Here is an 18,035-nt window from a genome sequence, read left to right as displayed (position 1 = left end):
CGAGCTCCCGTTCCCGGAGCTGCCATTTCCTGAGCTTGCGCCGCCCGTCGTAGTCCCGCCAGTACTCGTCGTCGTGGTGCCACCTCCGCCGGTGCTGGAGCTACTTCCGCCGGTCGAAGAGCCGCCACCAGCACTCGATCCGCCGCTGGATGAGCTTGACGAGCTCGTCGAGCTACTCCCTGCGGATGATGCGAACAGGGCTACCTGCTGGTTCATCTGACTGCCTACCGCCTGCCCCAACAGCCAGGTCGCCCCGACCATCCCGCCACCGATGATGGCCAGCAAAAGCGCATATTCGGCAGCCGTAGCGCCTCCACGATCGCGCCACAGTCTTGAAGCTGAAAAGATTCCAGGCATGATGCTTCCCCCATTCGCCGATGCGCCTTCCCGGCGCACGGCGTTCACACCCGCCTTTGGATATATAACATAAATGCTATTAACCGCGATGGGCAAATAAGGGTATAAGAAGGCGACCATTTTCGCGGTCTTAAGAGCATGGAGAGGTGTGATGACATCCATTCTGCTCCACATTCACGACGATAGCGCCATGGAGAGCCGACTCCAGGCCGCCAGCGACATTGCCCGGGCGCTCGATGCGCATATCCACTGCGTACAGGTCACCTCCATGCCTAACCTTGTCGCCGGGGATCTTTACGGCGGGGCGTCCATCGCCCCCGCGATCATGGCCGAACTGCATCAGATCGATGCGCGCATGCGTGCGAAGGTGGAGGAACGGCTGCAACGCGAAGACGTGAATTGGGATTGGCGGCAGGTGGATGGCGACATCGTTCACGGCCTGCTTTCAGCGTCCGCCTTATGCGACTTAATGATCGTGACGCTGCCCGCTGGCCCTCGGCGGGAAATGAGCGATCCATTGCATCTCGCCGCCGATCTGGCGATGGGCGGCCGCACGCCGGTCCTCGCCGTGCCGGAGGACGCACGGGGCATGATGATCACGGGCCGGGCGCTCGTCGCCTGGGAAGGATCGCGCGAGGCGTCGGCCGCGCTCCGTCTGGCCGTGCCGCTGCTGAAGCATGCCGCAGACGTGGACGTTGTGACCGTTGAGGAGGTGGGCAAATACCCCTTCCCTGCGACCGATGCGCCCGAATATCTCTCTCGCCATGGCGTCAAGACGCAATTCCATACATGGCCGCAGGATGGCCGCACGGTGGAGGCAACGCTGAAAGCCGCGATCAATGTGCTGAAGCCCGACTGGATGGTGATGGGCGCATTCGGGCACAGCCGCTGGCGCGAACTCGTCTTTGGTGGCGTAACCCGCACGATGCTGCGCGAGGCGCATGTTCCGCTGTTGCTGGCGCACTGAAGAGGGCGCAGCGAAGCTCCGATCCGGAGAGATTGCGCCAAATTGAACCTTTCACGGGGTTGGGCACACGCAAGAAAAGCCCTTGCGCACGCCGCGCCACGCAAATTCGGGGCAAAGAAGTTAACGCCGGGCAATATTTGCCCCTCCGGTCCCATCAAATCGGCGGCATCTCCAGTCCCCTCGGCCGCCGATAACGCATAGATTCCCCGAAGCTACAGGATCTTGCCTCCACACGGAGCGATTTGCGTGGACGCAAGATCAAGGGGGGAATTGATGCAATTGGGGTGGAAAGCCAGGATCATGATGGTTGCAGGCATGGTTGCCGCCATGCTGTTCCTGCTGCTGGGCGTGCGTGAAATGCAACGGTCATCAGCCGCGACGGTCCCGATGGCCCGGTCGGCGGCGGACAGTCGATCCCCCCAACCCGTCATCCTTGCATCCGCCGCCCGCCCGATCCGGACAGGCGAGACAATCACCGCCGCCATGATCCGCAATGCAATAGCTGACCCCACTCGCCACCCGACTGCCGCGACGCCCGCCGAACTGATAGGCAAGGTCGCCGCCCGCGCCATTGCCGCAGGTGCGCTCATCCCCCGGGACGCGGTCGGCGGCGAGGAAAAGCTCGCGATCCGCGTGCCCGTCGGCATGCGGGCGATCAGCATCGACACCACAGCGGAAATCGCGGTGGCGGGCCTCGTCCGCCCCGGCGACCGCGTGGACGTACAGGTCGTCTATCCCGGCGCCGACGCCATCAGCGGCGCGCGTGGCGCAGGCCGCAGCCGCGCCCAGACGTTGTTGCAGATGGTTCAGGTCCTCGCCGTGGGCGACACCGTCCTCGGCACCGCGCCAGCATCCGGCACCAAGGAGCAGCTGTCCTCTCCGCCGCCGCCCGCCCGAACCGTGACACTGGCACTCAATCCCCGTCAGGTCTCCATCCTATCACTGGCGAAAAGCACGGGCGCGCTCACTCTTTCCCTCCGCAATCCGGTGGACAGCGAGCAGGTGACGGTCGCACCAGCCAATTCCAACGGTCCTGATCCCGCCCCGCTCGCCCAAGCCCTACCCGCGCGCCCTGCGCCCGTGGCCGCACAGGCCCGCCCCGCCCCTGCCCCCCGCCAACCAATCGAGCTGGTCATCGGCGACCGCCGCGAAACCATCTATTCGGGGAGCGCCCGGCGTTGAAACTCATCCTCGCCCTCGCAGTCGCGCTCGCCGCAGCACCTCCCGCCCAGGCGCAGGATCAAAGGTCGCTGTCGATCCAGCAGAAGCGCACGCTCACCTACCCCCGCCCCATTGGCCGGATAGAAGTGGATCGCGACGACATCATTTCGGTCACCGCGCCAACCGCCCGGTCCTTGAGCGTCACCGGAATAGGCGCAGGCACCACCACAATCAGCATATTTGGCCGCGACGGGTCACTAATGGCGGAAACGCGCTTTGCCGTTTCGCCCTCCCCCGCAGCCGCGCGGGAGCCGGGCGCGGTCATGAGTCCCCGCATCGTCGCAGGCGAGCAGGTCGTCGCCGTCGATGTCCAGTTCGCCGCCGTGTCTTCCTCCACGCTCAAGGCTTTGGGCTTCAACTTCTCCAAATTGAGCGGCGACATTCAAGGCGCGGTCGTTTCCCCCAGCAGCTTCAAGAGCGCCAGCTTCTCGCCCGGCGGCTCCTCGCTCGATGCCAGCGTGCCGATCCAGAACGCCTTCAACCTGTTCCTGTCCGCCCCCAATCGCGGCATCAACGCGGTGCTGAGCGCCCTTTCCTCCAACGGCCTGTCCGAACTGCTGGCCCAACCCACCCTGCTCGTCCGCTCGGGCGAACAGGCGAGCTTCCTTGCCGGGGGCGAAATCCCCGTGCCGGTGCCGCAGGCGTCGGGAAACGGCAACGCCATCTCCATCCAATATAAGGAGTTCGGCGTCCGCCTGTCCGTCACCCCCTTCGTCCTCTCCCCCGACCAGATCGTGCTGAAGATCGCGCCGGAGGTCAGCGAACTCGACTATAATAGCGGCGTCCAATTACAGGGCTATGTCGTGCCCGGCCTGCGCCGCCGATCGGCCGAAACCACGGTCGAACTGGGTAGCGGCCAGAGCTTCGTTATCGCGGGCTTAAGCTACTCGAGCCAATCGACCACACGAGAAAAGACGCCGTTGCTCGGCGACATCCCCGTGATCGGCGCCTTCTTCCGCCGACAACAGACGCAGAAGGAACGGCAAGAATTGGTCATCGTCGCCACCCCCCGTCTGGTTGGGCCGGTACAGGCCAAGGATGTGCCCGCACTGCCCGGATCGCTGCTCGACACCAAAGACCCTGTCGTCCCCTTCGGCGTGGTGAGGCCATGACGATGGCGCGCATCATCCTCCTGTCGGTCGATCACAGCCTCGCCACCCGGATCAGCGAAGCCATGCAGGGCCGCGCGGCCGTCGAGCTGGCACAAGCAGTCACGCCGGATATGGTTGAAGGCCCCTGCGTCATTCTGGTGGATCGGGACGCGATCCCTCCGGAACGCTCGATAGCAACAGCCCTGTCCGCGGTGGCCGAAGGCGCGACCGGACGCCCGATCGTGCTTGTCACCGGCGAAACAGGTGCCGACGAGATATTACACGCCATCCGTTCCGGCGCCGACGATGTCATCCCCCGCGCGGCGGAGGGTGACGAAATCGCCGCCATTCTCGGACGCCTCCTCAACCGCTCGACCGCCGATCATGGCAAGGGCGGACGGCTGACCCTGGTCCTTGGCGCGGATGCGGAAGCCACCGCGATCGTCGCCACCGACATGGCGGTCAGCCGAGCCCGCGCCGGTTCCTCGACGCTATTGATCGACTTCACCATGCCGACCAGCGCGGCCGAGGCCTATCTCGACCTGCCAGTCAGCTACGGCATCGCGTCGGCCATTGCCGACATAGAGCGCCTCGACGCAAGCCTGCTGTCCAGCGCCCTCGCCCGGCATGATCCGAGCGGCCTGATGCTCCTCACGCTGGACGGCGGCTCAGGAACGGAACCGGCCGGGATAGCGCCTGCCGACATAGCCGCGCTCGTCCGCCTGTTGCGTGCCTGCTGCGGCGACCTCATCCTCTGCGCGGGCAGCCTGCGCCATCCGGGCCTCCTGCGCACGCTCGCCTCGCTCGCCGATCGCATCGAGCTGGTCTGCGCGCAATCCATCCGCGAGATGGACGCCTGCCGCCGCCTGCTGGAGCGCATAGGCGACGATGAGGCAAGCCTGTCACGCACACGCCTGCTCGTCTGGGATCATCAGCCCGCCATATTGCTGGACAGCCGCCGCATGGCCGACATCCTGCGCACCAGCAGCACCCTCCCGCTCCCCATCGACCAAGTCCGCCTGCGAAATGCCCTGAACGCGGGCCGCCCGCTCGCCATGGAGGCTGCGCCCGACCGCTACATGCGCGCGATCCGCACCGCCTGCGGCATCGAGCCGCAGCGATCGTCCAAGAGCCTGGAGCGTCTCCGCCGCCTCCTCCAGCGCCAGGTGGAACCAGCGGCATGAGCCTGCTCTTCGACACCAGCCTGCCACGCGGCACGGCACGCCCCGCCCCGGTAGCGCAACCAGCCGCCCAGCGGATGAGCGACAGCTATCAGGCCGTCATGGCCCAGACCTGCGCGCAAGTCATCGAACAGCTGGAAGCACGCGGCAGCACCGCCGAAACGCTGGGCGCCCGTGCCCTCCGCGCCGAAATAGAACAGGTCATCACCAGCCGCAGCAGACGCGGGCAACTTGCCCTCAACGCAGCAGAACGGCTGCTGCTGATCGAGGATGTGGAGGATGAGGTCGCCGGGCTCGGCCCGCTCGCGCCGCTGCTGCGCGATGGCAGCATCGACGACATCATCGTCAACGGCCCCGGCACCATCTATGTCGAACGCAGCGGCCTGCTGGAGAAGGTGGACCGACGCTTCCGCGACGACGCGCATCTCATGAACATCATCCAGCGCATCGTCGGCCCCATCGGCCGCCGCGTGGATGAAGCCAGCCCCTATGTCGATGCGCGCCTTGCCGATGGCTCGCGCGTCAACATCGTCATCCCGCCAGTGGCGCTGGACGGCCCTATGCTGTCGATCCGCAAGTTCCGCATGCAGGCGCTGGGCATAGAGGATTTCATCAACCGGCAGGTGATGAGCGCCGAAATGGCCGCCTATCTGGCCGCCGCCGTCCGGTCGCGGCTCAACATCCTGATCTGCGGCGGCACGGGCGCGGGCAAATCCACCCTGCTCAACATGCTGTCCCACTTCATCAGCGACCGCGAACGGCTGATCACCATAGAGGACGCCGCCGAATTGCAGTTGCGGCAGGACCATGTCGTCCGATTGGAAACCCGCCCGCCCAACGTCGATGGCAACCGGGAAATCAGCGCGCGCGAACTCGTCCGCAACGCCCTGCGCATGCGTCCCGACCGCATCATCCTGGGCGAGGTGCGCGGCGTCGAGGTGGTGGAGATGCTGCAAGCCATGTCCACCGGCCACGACGGATCGATGGCGACCCTCCACGGCAACTCCCCCCGCGATGCCTTTGCGCGCCTAGAAATGCTGATGGGCTTTGCCGGGGTCCAGAATGACATCCGCGCGATCCGGCGCTTCATCGCCAGCAGCGTGCATGTCGTGGTGCATATCCAGCGCCTGTCGAACGGCAGCCGCCGCGTCACCGGCGTGACGGAAGTCACCGGCGTCGAGGGCGAAGCCTATTCCTTCAACGAACTGTTCAGCTTTCACGAACAACCCGCCATGTCCGGAATGGGCGAATTTCGCATCCACTCGCCCCGCCCATTTTTCGAACCCCGCCTGCGCGACTATGCGCCCAGCCCCCTCCGGCAGAGCATAGTGTGAAGGCCACAGCGTTCCTCCTGCTCGCGCTTTTGACGCTCGCGGCGGCGGCTTCCCCCCTGCTCGCCATGCGCGCGCGGGAGCAGGCGCGGCTGTCGCGACGGCTGGCGGCAATCGCACCCGGTGATGCCCCCGCGTCGCGCCAAAGCGTCCGCCTGACCGTCCCCAGCCTCGCGGCGCCACTGCTGGCCCGCGCGCAGCTGGAGATCACGACGCGCGCCATAGGCATCTTTGGCGGCTGCATGGCCCTGCTCACCCTCGCCACATTGCTGACCGCCGGTCCGGTCGCGACGGTGATCCTGCTGCCCCTCCCGCCAGCCATAATATTCCTCTGGATCAAGGCGCGCGCTCAGCGCCGCGTAAACGCCCTTATCGAAGCACTCCCCTTCTACATCGACGCCGTGCGCCAGATGCAGGCCGTCGGCAGCTCCCTGCCCCAGGCGCTGGAACGATCGCTCACCGACGCACCCGGCATCGTCCGCAGCTATCTCGCGCCAGCCGCACGCCGTCTCGAACTCGGCGCCCCGGTCAGCGAGGCGATGCAGCAGCTCGCCGACCGACTGCGCGTTCCTGAAATGTCGATGCTGGCCGCCGCGATCCGCACTAATATGCGCTATGGCGGCCCCGTCAGCGCGGTGCTGTCGAACCTCTCCGCCATCCTGCGCGAACGCATCCGCATCGCCCGAGAGCTGAAGGCCGCGACGTCCGAAGCAAAGGTCAGCTCCCGCGTCCTGATCGCCATGCCGCTCGTCGCGATGGCGCTGCTGATGGCGTCCAACCCCGCCTATATCGACTTCTTCCTCGACGATGCGCGCGGGCACCGGATGGCATTCATCGCCATCGGACTTCAGATCGCAGGCATGCTGGTCATGCGCCGGGTGATGAGGCTCGCCTTCTGATGCCCTCGGCCTTTTTCCTCGCCTGCCTCCTCATGGCGCTCATCGGCATTGGCATAGCGCTATTCGGCGGCCGGATGCTGATCGCCGACCAAAGGCTAGAAGCACGGCTCGCCCGGCTTGCGCCAACGAGGCAAGCCAAGCCCGCGCTGCGCCTACCCACCATCCTGGGAGCTGAGGGCCGCAACCGGTCCACCCTCGAACGCCAATTGCAGCTAGCGGGCTATCAGGACCCCCGCGCCATCAACCACTTCCTCTGGCTGCGCCTAGCCGCAACCCTGCTAGCCGCGCTGCTGGCCGCTCTCCTCTGCCGCATCCTCTGGCACGGCTGGCTATCACGCCCGATGCTGATCGTCATCGCCGCAGGCCTCGCCTTCGTCGGCGCGCGCCAAGCTCTGAACCTGCTCGCATCCGGCCGAGCCAGGAAGATCACCGCCGAATTTCCCTTCCTGCTCGACCTCATGCTGATGATGCTGGCAAGCGGCGTATCGCTCGACCAATGCTTCCGCTCGATCGCCCGCGACGAACAGGTAGCGGTGCCGCACCACGGCCAACTGATCGCCCTGCTCGTCACCGACCTCGACCGGGGCATGCGCTACGAACTGGCACTCGACCGCTGGGCCTCACGGGTAGCGGTCAGCGGGGCGAAAGAACTCGCATCCCTCTTCCGCCAGGCCATGTTCCAGGGGATAGAGCTTGCCCCCGCCCTGCGCGAATTCGCCCGCGAATTCACCCAGCGCCGCGTCGCCCGCGCGCGCGAAGCAATGGGCGGCATCACCGTGCGCATGGTCGTGCTGATGATCCTCTTCTTCATGCCCGCCCTCTTTATCGTTCTGGGCGGGCCGCCGGTCGTCGCCATCCTGGACACCTTGCGGGCGAGCGCGCGATGATGTGGCTCCTCCCCCTGCTGCTCGCCGCCGCCGACACGTCCGGTTCGACGCGCAGCCTCTATCTGCAACTCATCCATCAGGCGCGCGCCGATGGCAGGCCACGCGCCGCCATCGCCTATCTGGACGATTTCGACCGCCGCTATCCCGGCGACCGAGACGCCCGCATCCTGCGTGTCAACAGCCTGCTCGACCTGGGCGACCTCGATGCAGCCGAAGCAGCAGCCGCAGCCCTCCCCGACGGCGGCGGCAGCGCGGTGCGCGGCCATCTGCTTGCCGCACGCGGACGCTGGGCCGAGGCCATAGCGCCTTACAGCCTCGCCGTTCAGGCAAGCCCCGCCGATCCCATGCTCCGCAACGCCCTCGGCTTCGCGCAGCTACGCGCGGGGCTAGCGGCGGAGGCGGCGGAGAGCCTGCGCGGCGCGCTGGACCTGTCGCCGGGAACGCCAGTGATCCGCAACAACCTCCTGCTCGCGCTAAAGGCGGCCGGTCAGAATGCCGAGGCGGAAGCCCTCCTCTCCACCATCCGCGATGAGCCTCAGCGTGATGCCCTCCGCCGCCAGATCGCCGCGCAAGCCGCTCGCCTCCCTGCACCAAAGGACCGCTGATGCTCTACCTTTGCCTCCTGTCGGCCGCTGCCCCCACGCTCCCCCAACCCGATCAGGCGCGCCGCGTCATCGAATGGCAGCTACGCTCACCACCCCGCACCCCGGAAAGCACCGGCCTCAGCGCGGAAGAAGCAGAGGTCATTCGCAACCGCTATCTGCAATCCATCGGGCAGCGCCTGCCCCGCTCCGCCGATCACGACGCGCCCGCCTTCCCATGATGCTGCTCCGCCGCCTCCATCCCCTGTGGCACGACCGGCGCGCAGCCGTGGTGCCGATGGTCGCGGCATTCGGCGCAGTGCTGGTCGGCGCGATGGGCTTCGCCCTCGACGCGGGCCTCTATTATGCCGGGAGCCGCGACCTGCGCGCCGCCACGGAAAGCGCCGCCCTCGCCGCCGCCATGTATCCAGCGCAGGCAGAGGCGCGCGCCCGCGACAGCCTCAGCCGCAACGGCTATGATCCCGCAATCCTGCGTTCGGTGGAGCTTGGCCGCTATTGCGCCGACGCGGCCCTTTCCGCGCCCCAGCGGTTCGACGCCAGCTTCACCCGCTGCCCCGGCAATGGCCAGCCCAATGCCATCCGCATCCGCACCGGCAAGCCCAGCCGTCAATTCTTCACCCGCGCCCTGGGTGGCGCCAATCCCATCCCCGAACTCGCCGTTACCGCCACCGCCGCGCGCATCGACGAAGCGGGCGTCGGCGTCAGTTCTGGCATCCTCACCGTCACCAATTCGCTGGTGAACAGCGTCAACGACCTGCTCGGCGGGCTCCTCGGTATCCAGTTGCAATTGGGAACCAGCGACCTCCAGTCCCTGATGGGCGGCTATGTCGATGCGGGCCGCTTCTTCGACGCACTTGCGCAGCGCGTCGGCGAAACGGGCACCTATGGCGCCCTGACCAGCCGCAGCGTGGGATTGCGCGACCTGATGCTGGCGGCGGCAAGCGCGGCCGACCAACCGGCCACCGCCGCCACCCTGACCCTGGTCGCAGGCCGGGTGAACAACAGCTACTCCGTGCCATTGCAGGGCCTGTTCGGCCTTGGCGTATGGAAGAACATGCCCGTCGGCGAGGCGGACGAGCAACCCGGCCTGCGCGCCGGACTCAACGCCTATCAGCTTTTCGCCTTCGCCGTTCAGGCGGGCAATGGCAGCATCGACCTGTCCGACGCCATCAGCCGCGTCGCTTCTGGCAGCACGATCCGCCTCGCCGCTGTCGCCACCGGCCCGATCGACCGGCCCCGCTTCTCGTTCGGACCAGCGGGGGAAACCAGCGCCAGCACATCGGCGCTACGGTTGCAGCTGAACCTTGGCCTCAACCTCAACATATTGGGGATCGGCGTCGAATCCGTCCCCCTGCTTATCGACGTCGCCGCAGCCCGTGCGGACGTCAGCGCGATCGATTGCGCCAACACGGCGGAGCAAGCGCGCGACAGCCGGGTGAGCATTCTCGCCACCTCCGGCCTCGTCAACGCCTATATCGGTCAGGCGCCCGCCAACGCCATGAGCCGCCCGATGCCGCCGCTCTCTGCCGACGATATAGCCCCCGCGCGCATCCTGAACGTCCTCAACCTCATCACCGCTGACGCCCGCGCGGTCGCGCAGCCGGTGATGGGCAATAGCGGAACGCTGCTTTTCGGGCCGGGCGGTCAGGGGACGATCGGACGCCCCGGCACGCCCGGAATACCCGCCACCATCGGCAACGGGTCGCAGACGGGACCGCTGCTGACATCCCTCACCAACAGCCTCAGCGACGCAAACGGCCTTCAGGTGAAGGCGCTCAACCTCTGCATCTGGCCCGTCTGCGACGCAAGCGCCACGCGGTCCCAGCTGCTCGGAGCCATCACCACGCCGCTGGCGGCGCTCATCGGCACCACCGCCGACCCGCTGCTCGACAATCTGCTCGCCGCGCTCGGCATCCAGCTTGGCCATGCGACCGTGTGGGTCACGGGCGCCCGCTGCGGGGTGCCGGTGCTGATCTAGGGAGACTGGCGACGCGATCCCCCTCCGCGCGCCGCCCGTTCCGACCGGAGGGATTTGAGGAGAAAAACGATGATCATCGATATGGCACGAAAGTTCATGAAGCGGCTAGTACGCGACCAGAAAGGCCTCACCGCCGTGGAATATGCGGTGCTGGGCGGCGTGGTCGTAGCCGCCATCTCTGCACTAAGGGGCGACTTTACCGCAGCGCTGGACGGCGCCTTCACGTCCCTGTTCAACAGCGTCACCTAAACCCCCGATGAAAGCCCATCGCAGGAGGAGCCGCGCGCCCGCGTCCCGGCTCCTCCCCCGGCTCCTCCATTGCCAGAAAGGCATCGCCGCGCTGGAGTTCGCGCTCGTCACTCCAGCGCTGCTGATGCTGATCTTCGCGATCATCATCTATTCTTTCTGGTTTTCCGCCCTGCTCGGCGTCCGCCATGCCGCTGCCGAAGGCGCGCGCGCCGCGATGGCGGGCCTTTCCTCCAGCGAACGCGCCACGCTGGCCCGCGCCCGCGCGCAGGCCGTCATAAACGGCTATGGCACGCTGCTCTCTTCTGGAGGGACGCCCGACATTCAGGCCGCGCCAGACGGCATAGGGCAGTTCAAGGTTCAGGTTCGCTACGACATGAGCGGATCGCCACTGATGCGCTACTCCACCTTCATCCCGCTCCCCTCGACCACCCTCGACGCGACGGTGATCGTCACCAACGGCAGCTACTGACCGCCCCGGCTGCCCGCTTTGCCGTGACAGCTACGAATATCAACAATCCCCCTTTCCTTTTCGCCGACGCCTGCGTAACTGTCCGCTCTCGCCATGACGCGCGCGCAACATTGATTGTCCGCGCGTCGCGGGATGTCCGGAGCGGCGCTTAGCACTAGCTCGGATGTCCGCGGGGTAGTTTAGGGCACGCTTTTGCACCCGCAAGAGACGCCGTCATGCAGGAGTTAGCCATGCTTTCAAAGGTCACGCTCGCCAATACCGACCTCTCGGTCAGCCGCCTGTGCTACGGCACCAACATGCTCGGCTGGTCGATCGACCAGGACCGCAGCAACGCCATTCTCGACAAGTTTCTGGAGCTGGGCGGCAATTTCGTCGATACCGCCCGTTCCTACGGTGACTGGATGCCCGACGCACCCAAGGGCGCCAGCGAACGCGCCATCGGCGCCTGGCTGAAGGGCAAGAAGCGCGAAGACGTGATCGTCGCGACCAAGGGCGGTCATTTCGACATGCGCGCTGGCGACTATCGCAACCGCGTCAACGCCACCGACATCGGCAGCGACCTCAATGAGAGCCTTGAGCATCTGGGCGTCGACACCATCGACCTCTACTGGGTCCACATGGACAATCCGGAAACCCCGGTTGCCGAACTGATCGACTTCCTGAACGAAGCGAAGAATGCGGGCAAGATCCGCTATTTCGGCGCGTCCAACTGGTCCGACACCCGCGTGCTGGAAGCCAACGAATACGCCAAGGCGAACGGCAAGGCGGGCTTCATCGCCGTCGAGCCCTTCTGGGGCCTCGCCAAGCCCAATGAAGAATCCGCCACCGCTCAGGGCTATCAGATGTATTTCGAAGATCATGGCGGCAAGCTCAAGGACGCCGGTCTCGCCATCATCCCCTATTGCTCGCAGAGCCGCGGCTACTTCGCCTTCGCCGAAAAGGGCGAAGTGCCCGAACATCTCCAGGGTTTCTACGACAACCCGGTCAACAAGGACCGCCTGGCCGCTGCCAAGGACGTGGCCGCCAAGCATGGCGTCAGCGTTTCGGACGTCGCGCTCGCCTATCTCCTGAACCAGCCGCAGCAGGTGATCCCCATCTTCGGCGCATCCAGCCCAGCCCGTATCGAGGAAGCCGTCAAGGCCGCCTCGCTCACCCTGTCGGCCGAGGAATTGGCGCAGCTGAAGGTCGGCTGATCTTCGCGGCCCAAAACATCATGAAAGGGGGCGATCCGGTGATCGCTCCCTTTTTTTTCCGACGGCGCGGCGGAAAAACTCGCTGCTTCGCGATCCGCGTAAATTATTACGCGATCATCGTTATTTTTGCCTGACTAACTACAAACAACGCGATAAAAGGAAGCAGACCATACGCATGTGGCGATTGTAGGAGACTGTCATGAATGCTGCCCCTGCCCTATCACAATCACGATCGGGCGCGGCGCCTGCATCTCTCACCACGCCCGGCCAAATTGGCACGCTCACCGTTCCCAACCGAATCATCGTCACCGCCATGGGCGTCAGCCTGGCCGAAGCAGACGGCACGGTCAGCCAGCGCCTGATCGATTACCATGTCGCGCAGGCAAAGGGCGGCGCGGGCCTTATCATCATGGGCGTAACCGGCGTCGCCTGGCCCGTGGGCGCGGTTCAGCCCAACCAGACCGCAATCTCGGACGACCGCTTCCTGCCGGGACTCACGAAACTCACCGAGGCCGTTCATGCGGCGGGCGGCCGGATCGCGGCACAGCTTCACCACGGCGGCCTCGTCGCAGGCCATAGCGCGCAGGACGGCCATCCCCTTTGGGGTCCAGCCTATCCGCCACCATTCGCGGGCGACTTCCCGGACTTTTTCCTGCCAGAGGAGATGGCGGCATTTGCCGGTGGCGCCGTGCCGGAGATCAAGGTTCTGGAAAAGGCCGACATTGATCTTGCCATCCGTCAGTTCGCGGAAGCGGGGCTGCGCGCCAAACGCGCCGGAATGGACGGTTTGGAAATTCACGGCGGCCATGGCTATCTCCTCTCCTCCTTCGTCTCGCCGTCCACCAATACGCGGCAGGATGAATATGGCGGCGACGTCCCGGGCCGCGCGCGCCTGTTGCTGGAGGTCGTACGCGCGGTGCGCGCGGCGGTCGGTCCCGACTTCCCGGTTTGGGTCAAGATGGACTCGCGCGAACTGGGCAAGAAGAACGGCATCACGATGGATCATGCCCTCGAACTGGCGCCATTGGTCGAAGCAGCGGGCGCCGACGCCCTCACCGTCACCGCCTATCATGACGTTGGCCAGGGCAAGCTCCACTCCGGCTCCAACATCCCGCACGAACCCGCCTTCAATCTGGAAGCCGCCGCCGCCATCCGGAAGGTCGTTTCCATCCCCGTGATCGCATCGGGCCGGGTAGAAATTGATCGCGGCGAAAAGGGACTGGCGCAGGGCGAATTCGACTTCCTCGCCATGGGGCGCAAGCTGCTCGCGGACCCCGACCTGCCCCGCAAGCTGGCGGAGGGCCGGGTCGCCGACATTCGCCCCTGCATCTACTGCTATACTTGCGTCAGCACCGCCTATCTGCGCGAACAGGTCCGCTGCGCCGTGCGCTCGGAAACCGGCTATGAGGACCTCGACTGGTCCCCGGCCAAGGTCCCCGGCCATGTCGTGATCGTGGGCGGCGGCCCCGGCGGCATGGAGGCCGCGCGCAGGCTGGAGCTTGCAGGGGCAAAGGCCACGCTCATTGAAAAGTCCGATCGTTTGGGCGGCACGCTACGCTTCGCGGGTCTCGCCTATGAACCCAATGAGCGGCTGCTCAACTGGCTGCGCGACCAGATCGGCAAGTCGAAGGTCGATGTGCGCCTGAAGACCGTGGCGACCCCGGAACTGATCGCCAGCCTCAAGCCCGACAAGGTCATCGTCGCGACCGGCGCCGTGCGCGACATGCCGCCAATCCCCGGCAATGATCAGGACTTTGTGCTGTCGGGCGATGATCTGCGCGGCATGATGCTGGGTGAAGACTCCGCTGAAATCCGCCGCAAGACCAGCTGGACGACCCGCGTGACAACAAAGCTCGGCGCGGCAACCGGCGCAACCGCCAATCTCGATCTGGTGCGAAAGGCGACCCACGCCTGGATGCCGCTCGGCAAGCGCGTCGTGATCATCGGCGGCGAACTGGTCGGCGTTGAACTCGCCGAATTCCTGATGGAACGCGGCCGTGAAGTGACGGTCGTAGGCGAAGCGCCGAGGTTCGGCGGCGGCCTGCTGCTGGTACGCCGCATGCGCCTGCTGGCGGAACTGCGCGAACATGGCGTGGCCATGTTCCCCGGCGCGAGCAACATCGCGATCGGCAAGAACAGCGTCAGCTTCACCAATGCGGACGGCGAGCAGGAGAGCGTCGCTGCCGACCATGTCGTGGTGGCCATGGGCGCCCACGGCGACTCCACCCTCGCCAACGCGCTCCGCGCGCAAGGCCATGATGTGGTGGAGGTCGGCGACGGCACTGGCGTCACCTATATCGAAGGCGCGATCCGTGGCGCGGCTGAAGCTGTGGCGGCAATGGGCCGCTGATCGGACGTTCAACGTCAAAGAAAAAGGGGAGCGCCACAACGCTCCCCTTTCCTATTTGATCTGCCCCCTCCCCCGTTCGGGCTGAGCTTGTCGAAGCCCTCTACTTCTAAAAAGAAGTAAGACCCTTCGACATTTGAACGAGACAAGCGACTCGTTCAAACAGCCGAACGGAATTGAGGAATCAAAATCCCTAGCGCCCAACCAATTCAGCCGCAGCCTCAACCCGATAATCCGCCATTACCGGAGCCGCCATCGCATCGGCAAACGCCTCATAGCTCCAAGGCCAGCTAGCCGGGACGCCCGTCGCATCCAGATACCAGCTGTTGCAGCCCGATCCGAAGATCGTCGTGCGCGCCGCCGCGATGCGCCTTTCCTCATAATCGGCATGAGCGTCAGCGCTCGGTTCAACCGTCCGCACCTCTCCAGACCGGAGCAGATCCAGCAACTGATCGACATAGCCCCATTGCTTCTCCGCAATGTCGATCAGCGAGAAATTGCCGACAGGTCCCGTCGGCCCATTCAACATGAAGAAGTTCGGAAAGCCCGGTATCGTCACAGCATAATAAGCGGTCGGCCGAACGGACCACACATCGTCCAGCGAAACGCCGCCCCGGCCCAGCACCGTTGTAGGCCGAATGAAACGGTCTGCATGGAAACCCGTCGCCAGCACCAGCGTGTCGAGTTCATGGAGCCGTCCATCCTCCATCCGCACGCCCTTGGCCTCGACGCGGGCAATACGGTCACGCTCCACCTCGACATTGGGGTGCTGGACGGCATCATAATAGGACCAGCTATAGATCAGCCGCTTGCACGCCGCCCGATAATTAGGGCGCAGCTTTTCCTTCAATTCAGGATCGCGGATGCTGTTTTCCAGATTATCGAGACAGATTTGCTCGATCGCCGCGATCTCCGGGCCATGTGTGTCCGTGATCGCGTGCGTAAAGCGGAAGATGTTGTCCCAATATTCCTTGTTGTTGCGAATATCGTCGATCAACGCGGGATCGCGACGGAATGCTTCCTTCTCTTCCTCGCTATACTGAAAATAGGGAACCGGCATGATCCACTGCGGCGACCGCTGGAAATGCACCAGTTTCGACGCGCGACTGCTCAGCGCCGTGATGATCTGCACGCCGGTAGACCCATTGCCGATCACGCCGACACGCGCGCCATCGACCGGAGCGTCATCCTGCCAGCGGGCACTATGGAAGGCCTGCCCCTCGAAACTGTCCAGCCCTTCAATGTCCGGCAGCTTGGGATGATGCAGCACGCCCGAAGCGGCAATCACGACTTCCGCCTTAACCTCCTCACCCGTGATCAGACCCAGTCGCCAGATGCCAGCGCCCTCATCCCACACCGTAGACACGACTTCGCTGTTGAAACGGACGTGCGGCATGATGCCGTATTTCTCGGCCGTCTTTTCGAAATAGGTCTGAATCTCGCCGCCCTTTGCATAATAGGCGTCCCATTCCGCGTACGGCTCGAAGCTATAGGTATAAGCGTGCGCTGGCACGTCGCAGGTCAGGCCCGGATAGCGGTTTTCCCGCCAGGTGCCGCCCAGCCGCCCGGCCTTTTCATATACGGTGAAATCCTCGCCCGCCTGGCGCAGGCGGATGGCGGCAAGGATGCCGGCCATGCCCGCTCCAATAACGGCGAAGCGCAGGCGCTTGCGGCCCTGATCGATGGACAAGTCACTCTCCTGTCGGTTGTGTTCCTGACCATCATGATGACGCAATGGCCAGGGCCGCACATCATGCAAATGGATCAGGCGTTCACCAACAGGCGAAGATCAGCCCCGCGCCGCCTTCCGCCCGGCCTGCCGCCCGAAGAAAGTGCAATCGGCAAGACTGAGGCCAGAGCTATAGCCATGCCCCCATGCCGGAAGACCCGAAGTGCAACGCCCCGCCGCGAACAGGCCCGCGACCGGCGCACCAGCCCGGTCCAGCACCTCGCCGTCGGTCGACGTCCGCAGTCCCCCCAGCGTGAAGAAGCTGAAATAGCTGGTCGCGAAATTCAGCTCCAGCGCCACGAACGGTCCCTGATCCAGCGGCGTCAGGATCGGCGCCCGCTTGTGGAACAGCGGATCGCGCCCCTCCCGCGCACGTTCGTTGTAGAAGGCCATGGTGGCCGACAGCGTACCCGGCGCCATTTCCAGTTCGGCTTCCACCTCTTCCCAGCTGTCGCCAGTCCCCGCGATCGTCATCCCCGCCATGGGGAGCGGCTCGTCAAAATGGGCGATGTCGAGCAACAGGTACACCCGGTCCCCCAACTGGTCGATCGCAGCGCGACTGACCCGGCCGTGATAGCAATCCTCATTGATGAAGCGCTGCCCCGCCTGATTGACGAATACGCCATAGGCCTGCGGTTCGGGCATGGTCCAGGGACAGGTGGTGAAAAACTGCTCCATATGGATGGCATCGCCACCCGCACCGACGCCCAGTTCGATGCCCACGCCATCATCCTGATCGCCGATCGGGCTGCTGATCTTGAACGTTTCAGGGCAATAGCGGCGGCGCATATCCTCGTTGAAGGCAAAGCCGCCGGTACACAGGATAACGCCCTTGCCCGCGCGGACAAAGCGATTGACATTATCGATGCGCACGATGACGCCCACGACCCGCCGCGCATCATCCTGCACCAGCGCCACGGCGCGTGCATCCGTCATCACTTCAACGCCAAGCGCCTTCGCGCGAGCCTCCAACAGGTCGACCATCGGCCGCCCGCCGCCCCAGCCCATATGGGCGATCACATGCCCGCGCGGCGCCGGCTTTGCCTGCTCGCAAAAGGGCCAAGCCGCTTCGCTACCCGACCAGATCAGGGTGGAATCGTCCGTCGGTTCGATATGCTTGCCCGGCAGATAATTGCCGCGATAGGGTATGCCCTGCTCCTTCAGCCAGGCATAGTGGCTGAGCGATTCCTGCGCATAAAGGTCGCACTTCGCCTCATCCGCGCACGGCCCGCCCGCCGCCTTCAGATAAGCGGCCATATCCTCCGTGCTGTCCTCGAACCCCGCCGCACGCTGGGCGTCCGTCCCACCACTGCCGCCAATATAAATCTCGCCGCCCGACAAGGCCGACGCACCGCCGCTGCCCGAACCCCGTTCGAACAGCATCACCCGCGCGCCGCCAGCCGCAGCTTCGATCGCCGCGCACGCACCCGTCGCGCCAAAGCCGATCACCGCGACGTCGGTTTCAAAATCCCACCGTTCGACCTTGCTGGCGGGATAGGGGCGGTGAAGCGAAATGTCGGCCACGAAAAACTGT

At 65.2% G+C, this 18,035-nt stretch carries 17 protein-coding genes; 15 read left to right on the top strand and 2 right to left on the bottom strand.

Going from position 1 to position 18,035, the window contains the following annotated elements:
* Nucleotides 1-73 precede the first annotated feature (73 nt).
* From IZV00_RS21270 to IZV00_RS18360, 15 genes are all read left to right on the top strand, one after another.
* Nucleotides 74-220 (top strand): hypothetical protein, encoded by a 147-nt coding sequence (locus IZV00_RS21270; RefSeq protein WP_230463428.1) that lies wholly within the window; start codon nucleotides 74-76, stop codon nucleotides 218-220.
* A 288-nt stretch (nucleotides 221-508) separates the two neighbouring features.
* Complete coding sequence (locus tag IZV00_RS18425; RefSeq protein WP_196227042.1) at nucleotides 509-1,324, top strand: universal stress protein; 816 nt, start codon at nucleotides 509-511, stop codon at nucleotides 1,322-1,324.
* 273 nt (nucleotides 1,325-1,597) lie between these two features.
* Nucleotides 1,598-2,506, top strand: coding sequence for a Flp pilus assembly protein CpaB (gene cpaB, locus IZV00_RS18420; protein ID WP_196227041.1), 909 nt, complete (start codon nucleotides 1,598-1,600; stop codon nucleotides 2,504-2,506).
* Nucleotides 2,503-3,657, top strand: a complete 1,155-nt coding sequence (locus tag IZV00_RS18415) for a type II and III secretion system protein family protein (protein ID WP_196227040.1) — start codon at nucleotides 2,503-2,505, stop codon at nucleotides 3,655-3,657. Before cpaB ends, IZV00_RS18415 begins: the two co-directional genes overlap by 4 nt.
* A gap of 2 nt (nucleotides 3,658-3,659) precedes the next feature.
* Nucleotides 3,660-4,820 carry an AAA family ATPase gene (locus IZV00_RS18410; protein WP_196227530.1) on the top strand — a complete coding sequence of 387 codons (1,161 nt, stop codon included), beginning with the start codon at nucleotides 3,660-3,662 and terminating at the stop codon, nucleotides 4,818-4,820.
* The gene (locus IZV00_RS18405) at nucleotides 4,817-6,151 is read left to right on the top strand and encodes a CpaF family protein (RefSeq protein ID WP_196227039.1); all 1,335 of its coding nucleotides are present in this window, start codon (nucleotides 4,817-4,819) and stop codon (nucleotides 6,149-6,151) included. Before IZV00_RS18410 ends, IZV00_RS18405 begins: the two co-directional genes overlap by 4 nt.
* Entirely contained in the window at nucleotides 6,148-7,047 is a 900-nt protein-coding gene (locus tag IZV00_RS18400; protein ID WP_230463427.1) for a type II secretion system F family protein, read from the top strand. The genes IZV00_RS18405 and IZV00_RS18400 overlap by 4 nt, the downstream gene beginning before the upstream one ends.
* Entirely contained in the window at nucleotides 7,047-7,934 is an 888-nt protein-coding gene (locus IZV00_RS18395) for a type II secretion system F family protein (protein ID WP_196227038.1), read from the top strand. Before IZV00_RS18400 ends, IZV00_RS18395 begins: the two co-directional genes overlap by 1 nt.
* Nucleotides 7,931-8,539, top strand: coding sequence for a tetratricopeptide repeat protein (locus IZV00_RS18390; protein ID WP_196227037.1), 609 nt, complete (start codon nucleotides 7,931-7,933; stop codon nucleotides 8,537-8,539). Before IZV00_RS18395 ends, IZV00_RS18390 begins: the two co-directional genes overlap by 4 nt.
* On the top strand, nucleotides 8,539-8,757 hold the full coding sequence (locus IZV00_RS18385; protein ID WP_196227036.1) for a hypothetical protein: 219 nt from the start codon (nucleotides 8,539-8,541) through the stop codon (nucleotides 8,755-8,757). Before IZV00_RS18390 ends, IZV00_RS18385 begins: the two co-directional genes overlap by 1 nt.
* A complete protein-coding gene (locus tag IZV00_RS18380) occupies nucleotides 8,754-10,514 on the top strand; it encodes a TadG family pilus assembly protein (RefSeq protein ID WP_230463426.1) in 1,761 nt (586 codons plus the stop codon). Before IZV00_RS18385 ends, IZV00_RS18380 begins: the two co-directional genes overlap by 4 nt.
* A 69-nt stretch (nucleotides 10,515-10,583) precedes the next feature.
* Entirely contained in the window at nucleotides 10,584-10,763 is a 180-nt protein-coding gene (locus IZV00_RS18375) for a Flp family type IVb pilin (protein WP_230463425.1), read from the top strand.
* Nucleotides 10,764-10,770: 7 nt separating this feature from the next.
* Nucleotides 10,771-11,232, top strand: coding sequence for a TadE/TadG family type IV pilus assembly protein (locus tag IZV00_RS18370; protein ID WP_196227035.1), 462 nt, complete (start codon nucleotides 10,771-10,773; stop codon nucleotides 11,230-11,232).
* Nucleotides 11,233-11,462: 230 nt separating this feature from the next.
* Nucleotides 11,463-12,425 carry an aldo/keto reductase gene (locus IZV00_RS18365; protein ID WP_196227034.1) on the top strand — a complete coding sequence of 321 codons (963 nt, stop codon included), beginning with the start codon at nucleotides 11,463-11,465 and terminating at the stop codon, nucleotides 12,423-12,425.
* Between the two features lie 199 nt (nucleotides 12,426-12,624).
* Nucleotides 12,625-14,775 carry an oxidoreductase gene (locus IZV00_RS18360; RefSeq protein ID WP_196227033.1) on the top strand — a complete coding sequence of 717 codons (2,151 nt, stop codon included), beginning with the start codon at nucleotides 12,625-12,627 and terminating at the stop codon, nucleotides 14,773-14,775.
* A gap of 190 nt (nucleotides 14,776-14,965) precedes the next feature.
* Here the strand turns inward: IZV00_RS18360 and IZV00_RS18355 are convergent, their stop codons facing one another.
* Both IZV00_RS18355 and IZV00_RS18350 read right to left on the bottom strand, forming a co-directional pair.
* Entirely contained in the window at nucleotides 14,966-16,462 is a 1,497-nt protein-coding gene (locus tag IZV00_RS18355) for a flavin-containing monooxygenase (RefSeq protein WP_196227032.1), read from the bottom strand.
* Nucleotides 16,463-16,561: 99 nt separating this feature from the next.
* A complete protein-coding gene (locus IZV00_RS18350; RefSeq protein ID WP_196227031.1) occupies nucleotides 16,562-18,025 on the bottom strand; it encodes an FAD-dependent oxidoreductase in 1,464 nt (487 codons plus the stop codon).
* Nucleotides 18,026-18,035: the final 10 nt, after the last annotated feature.

The sequence above is a fragment of the Sphingobium sp. Cam5-1 genome (assembly GCF_015693305.1).
In the GTDB taxonomy this organism is placed as follows: domain Bacteria; phylum Pseudomonadota; class Alphaproteobacteria; order Sphingomonadales; family Sphingomonadaceae; genus Sphingobium.
Note: the sequence above shows the minus strand (reverse complement) of the source record. Positions and strands in the feature narration are given on the sequence as shown.

Bases quoted from the DNA above. Each gene is read 5' to 3' on its own strand.
- IZV00_RS18370 (WP_196227035.1), top strand. From the start codon at position 10,771: ATGAAAGCCCATCGCAGGAGGAGCCGCGCGCCCGCGTCCCGGCTCCTC.
- cpaB (WP_196227041.1), top strand. From the start codon at position 1,598: ATGCAATTGGGGTGGAAAGCCAGGATCATGATGGTTGCAGGCATGGTT.
- IZV00_RS18425 (WP_196227042.1), top strand. From the start codon at position 509: ATGACATCCATTCTGCTCCACATTCACGACGATAGCGCCATGGAGAGC.
- IZV00_RS18380 (WP_230463426.1), top strand. From the start codon at position 8,754: ATGATGCTGCTCCGCCGCCTCCATCCCCTGTGGCACGACCGGCGCGCA.
- IZV00_RS18360 (WP_196227033.1), top strand. From the start codon at position 12,625: ATGAATGCTGCCCCTGCCCTATCACAATCACGATCGGGCGCGGCGCCT.
- IZV00_RS18410 (WP_196227530.1), top strand. From the start codon at position 3,660: ATGGCGCGCATCATCCTCCTGTCGGTCGATCACAGCCTCGCCACCCGG.
- IZV00_RS18390 (WP_196227037.1), top strand. From the start codon at position 7,931: ATGATGTGGCTCCTCCCCCTGCTGCTCGCCGCCGCCGACACGTCCGGT.
- IZV00_RS18365 (WP_196227034.1), top strand. From the start codon at position 11,463: ATGCTTTCAAAGGTCACGCTCGCCAATACCGACCTCTCGGTCAGCCGC.
- IZV00_RS18375 (WP_230463425.1), top strand. From the start codon at position 10,584: ATGATCATCGATATGGCACGAAAGTTCATGAAGCGGCTAGTACGCGAC.
- IZV00_RS18385 (WP_196227036.1), top strand. From the start codon at position 8,539: ATGCTCTACCTTTGCCTCCTGTCGGCCGCTGCCCCCACGCTCCCCCAA.
- IZV00_RS18405 (WP_196227039.1), top strand. From the start codon at position 4,817: ATGAGCCTGCTCTTCGACACCAGCCTGCCACGCGGCACGGCACGCCCC.
- IZV00_RS18395 (WP_196227038.1), top strand. From the start codon at position 7,047: ATGCCCTCGGCCTTTTTCCTCGCCTGCCTCCTCATGGCGCTCATCGGC.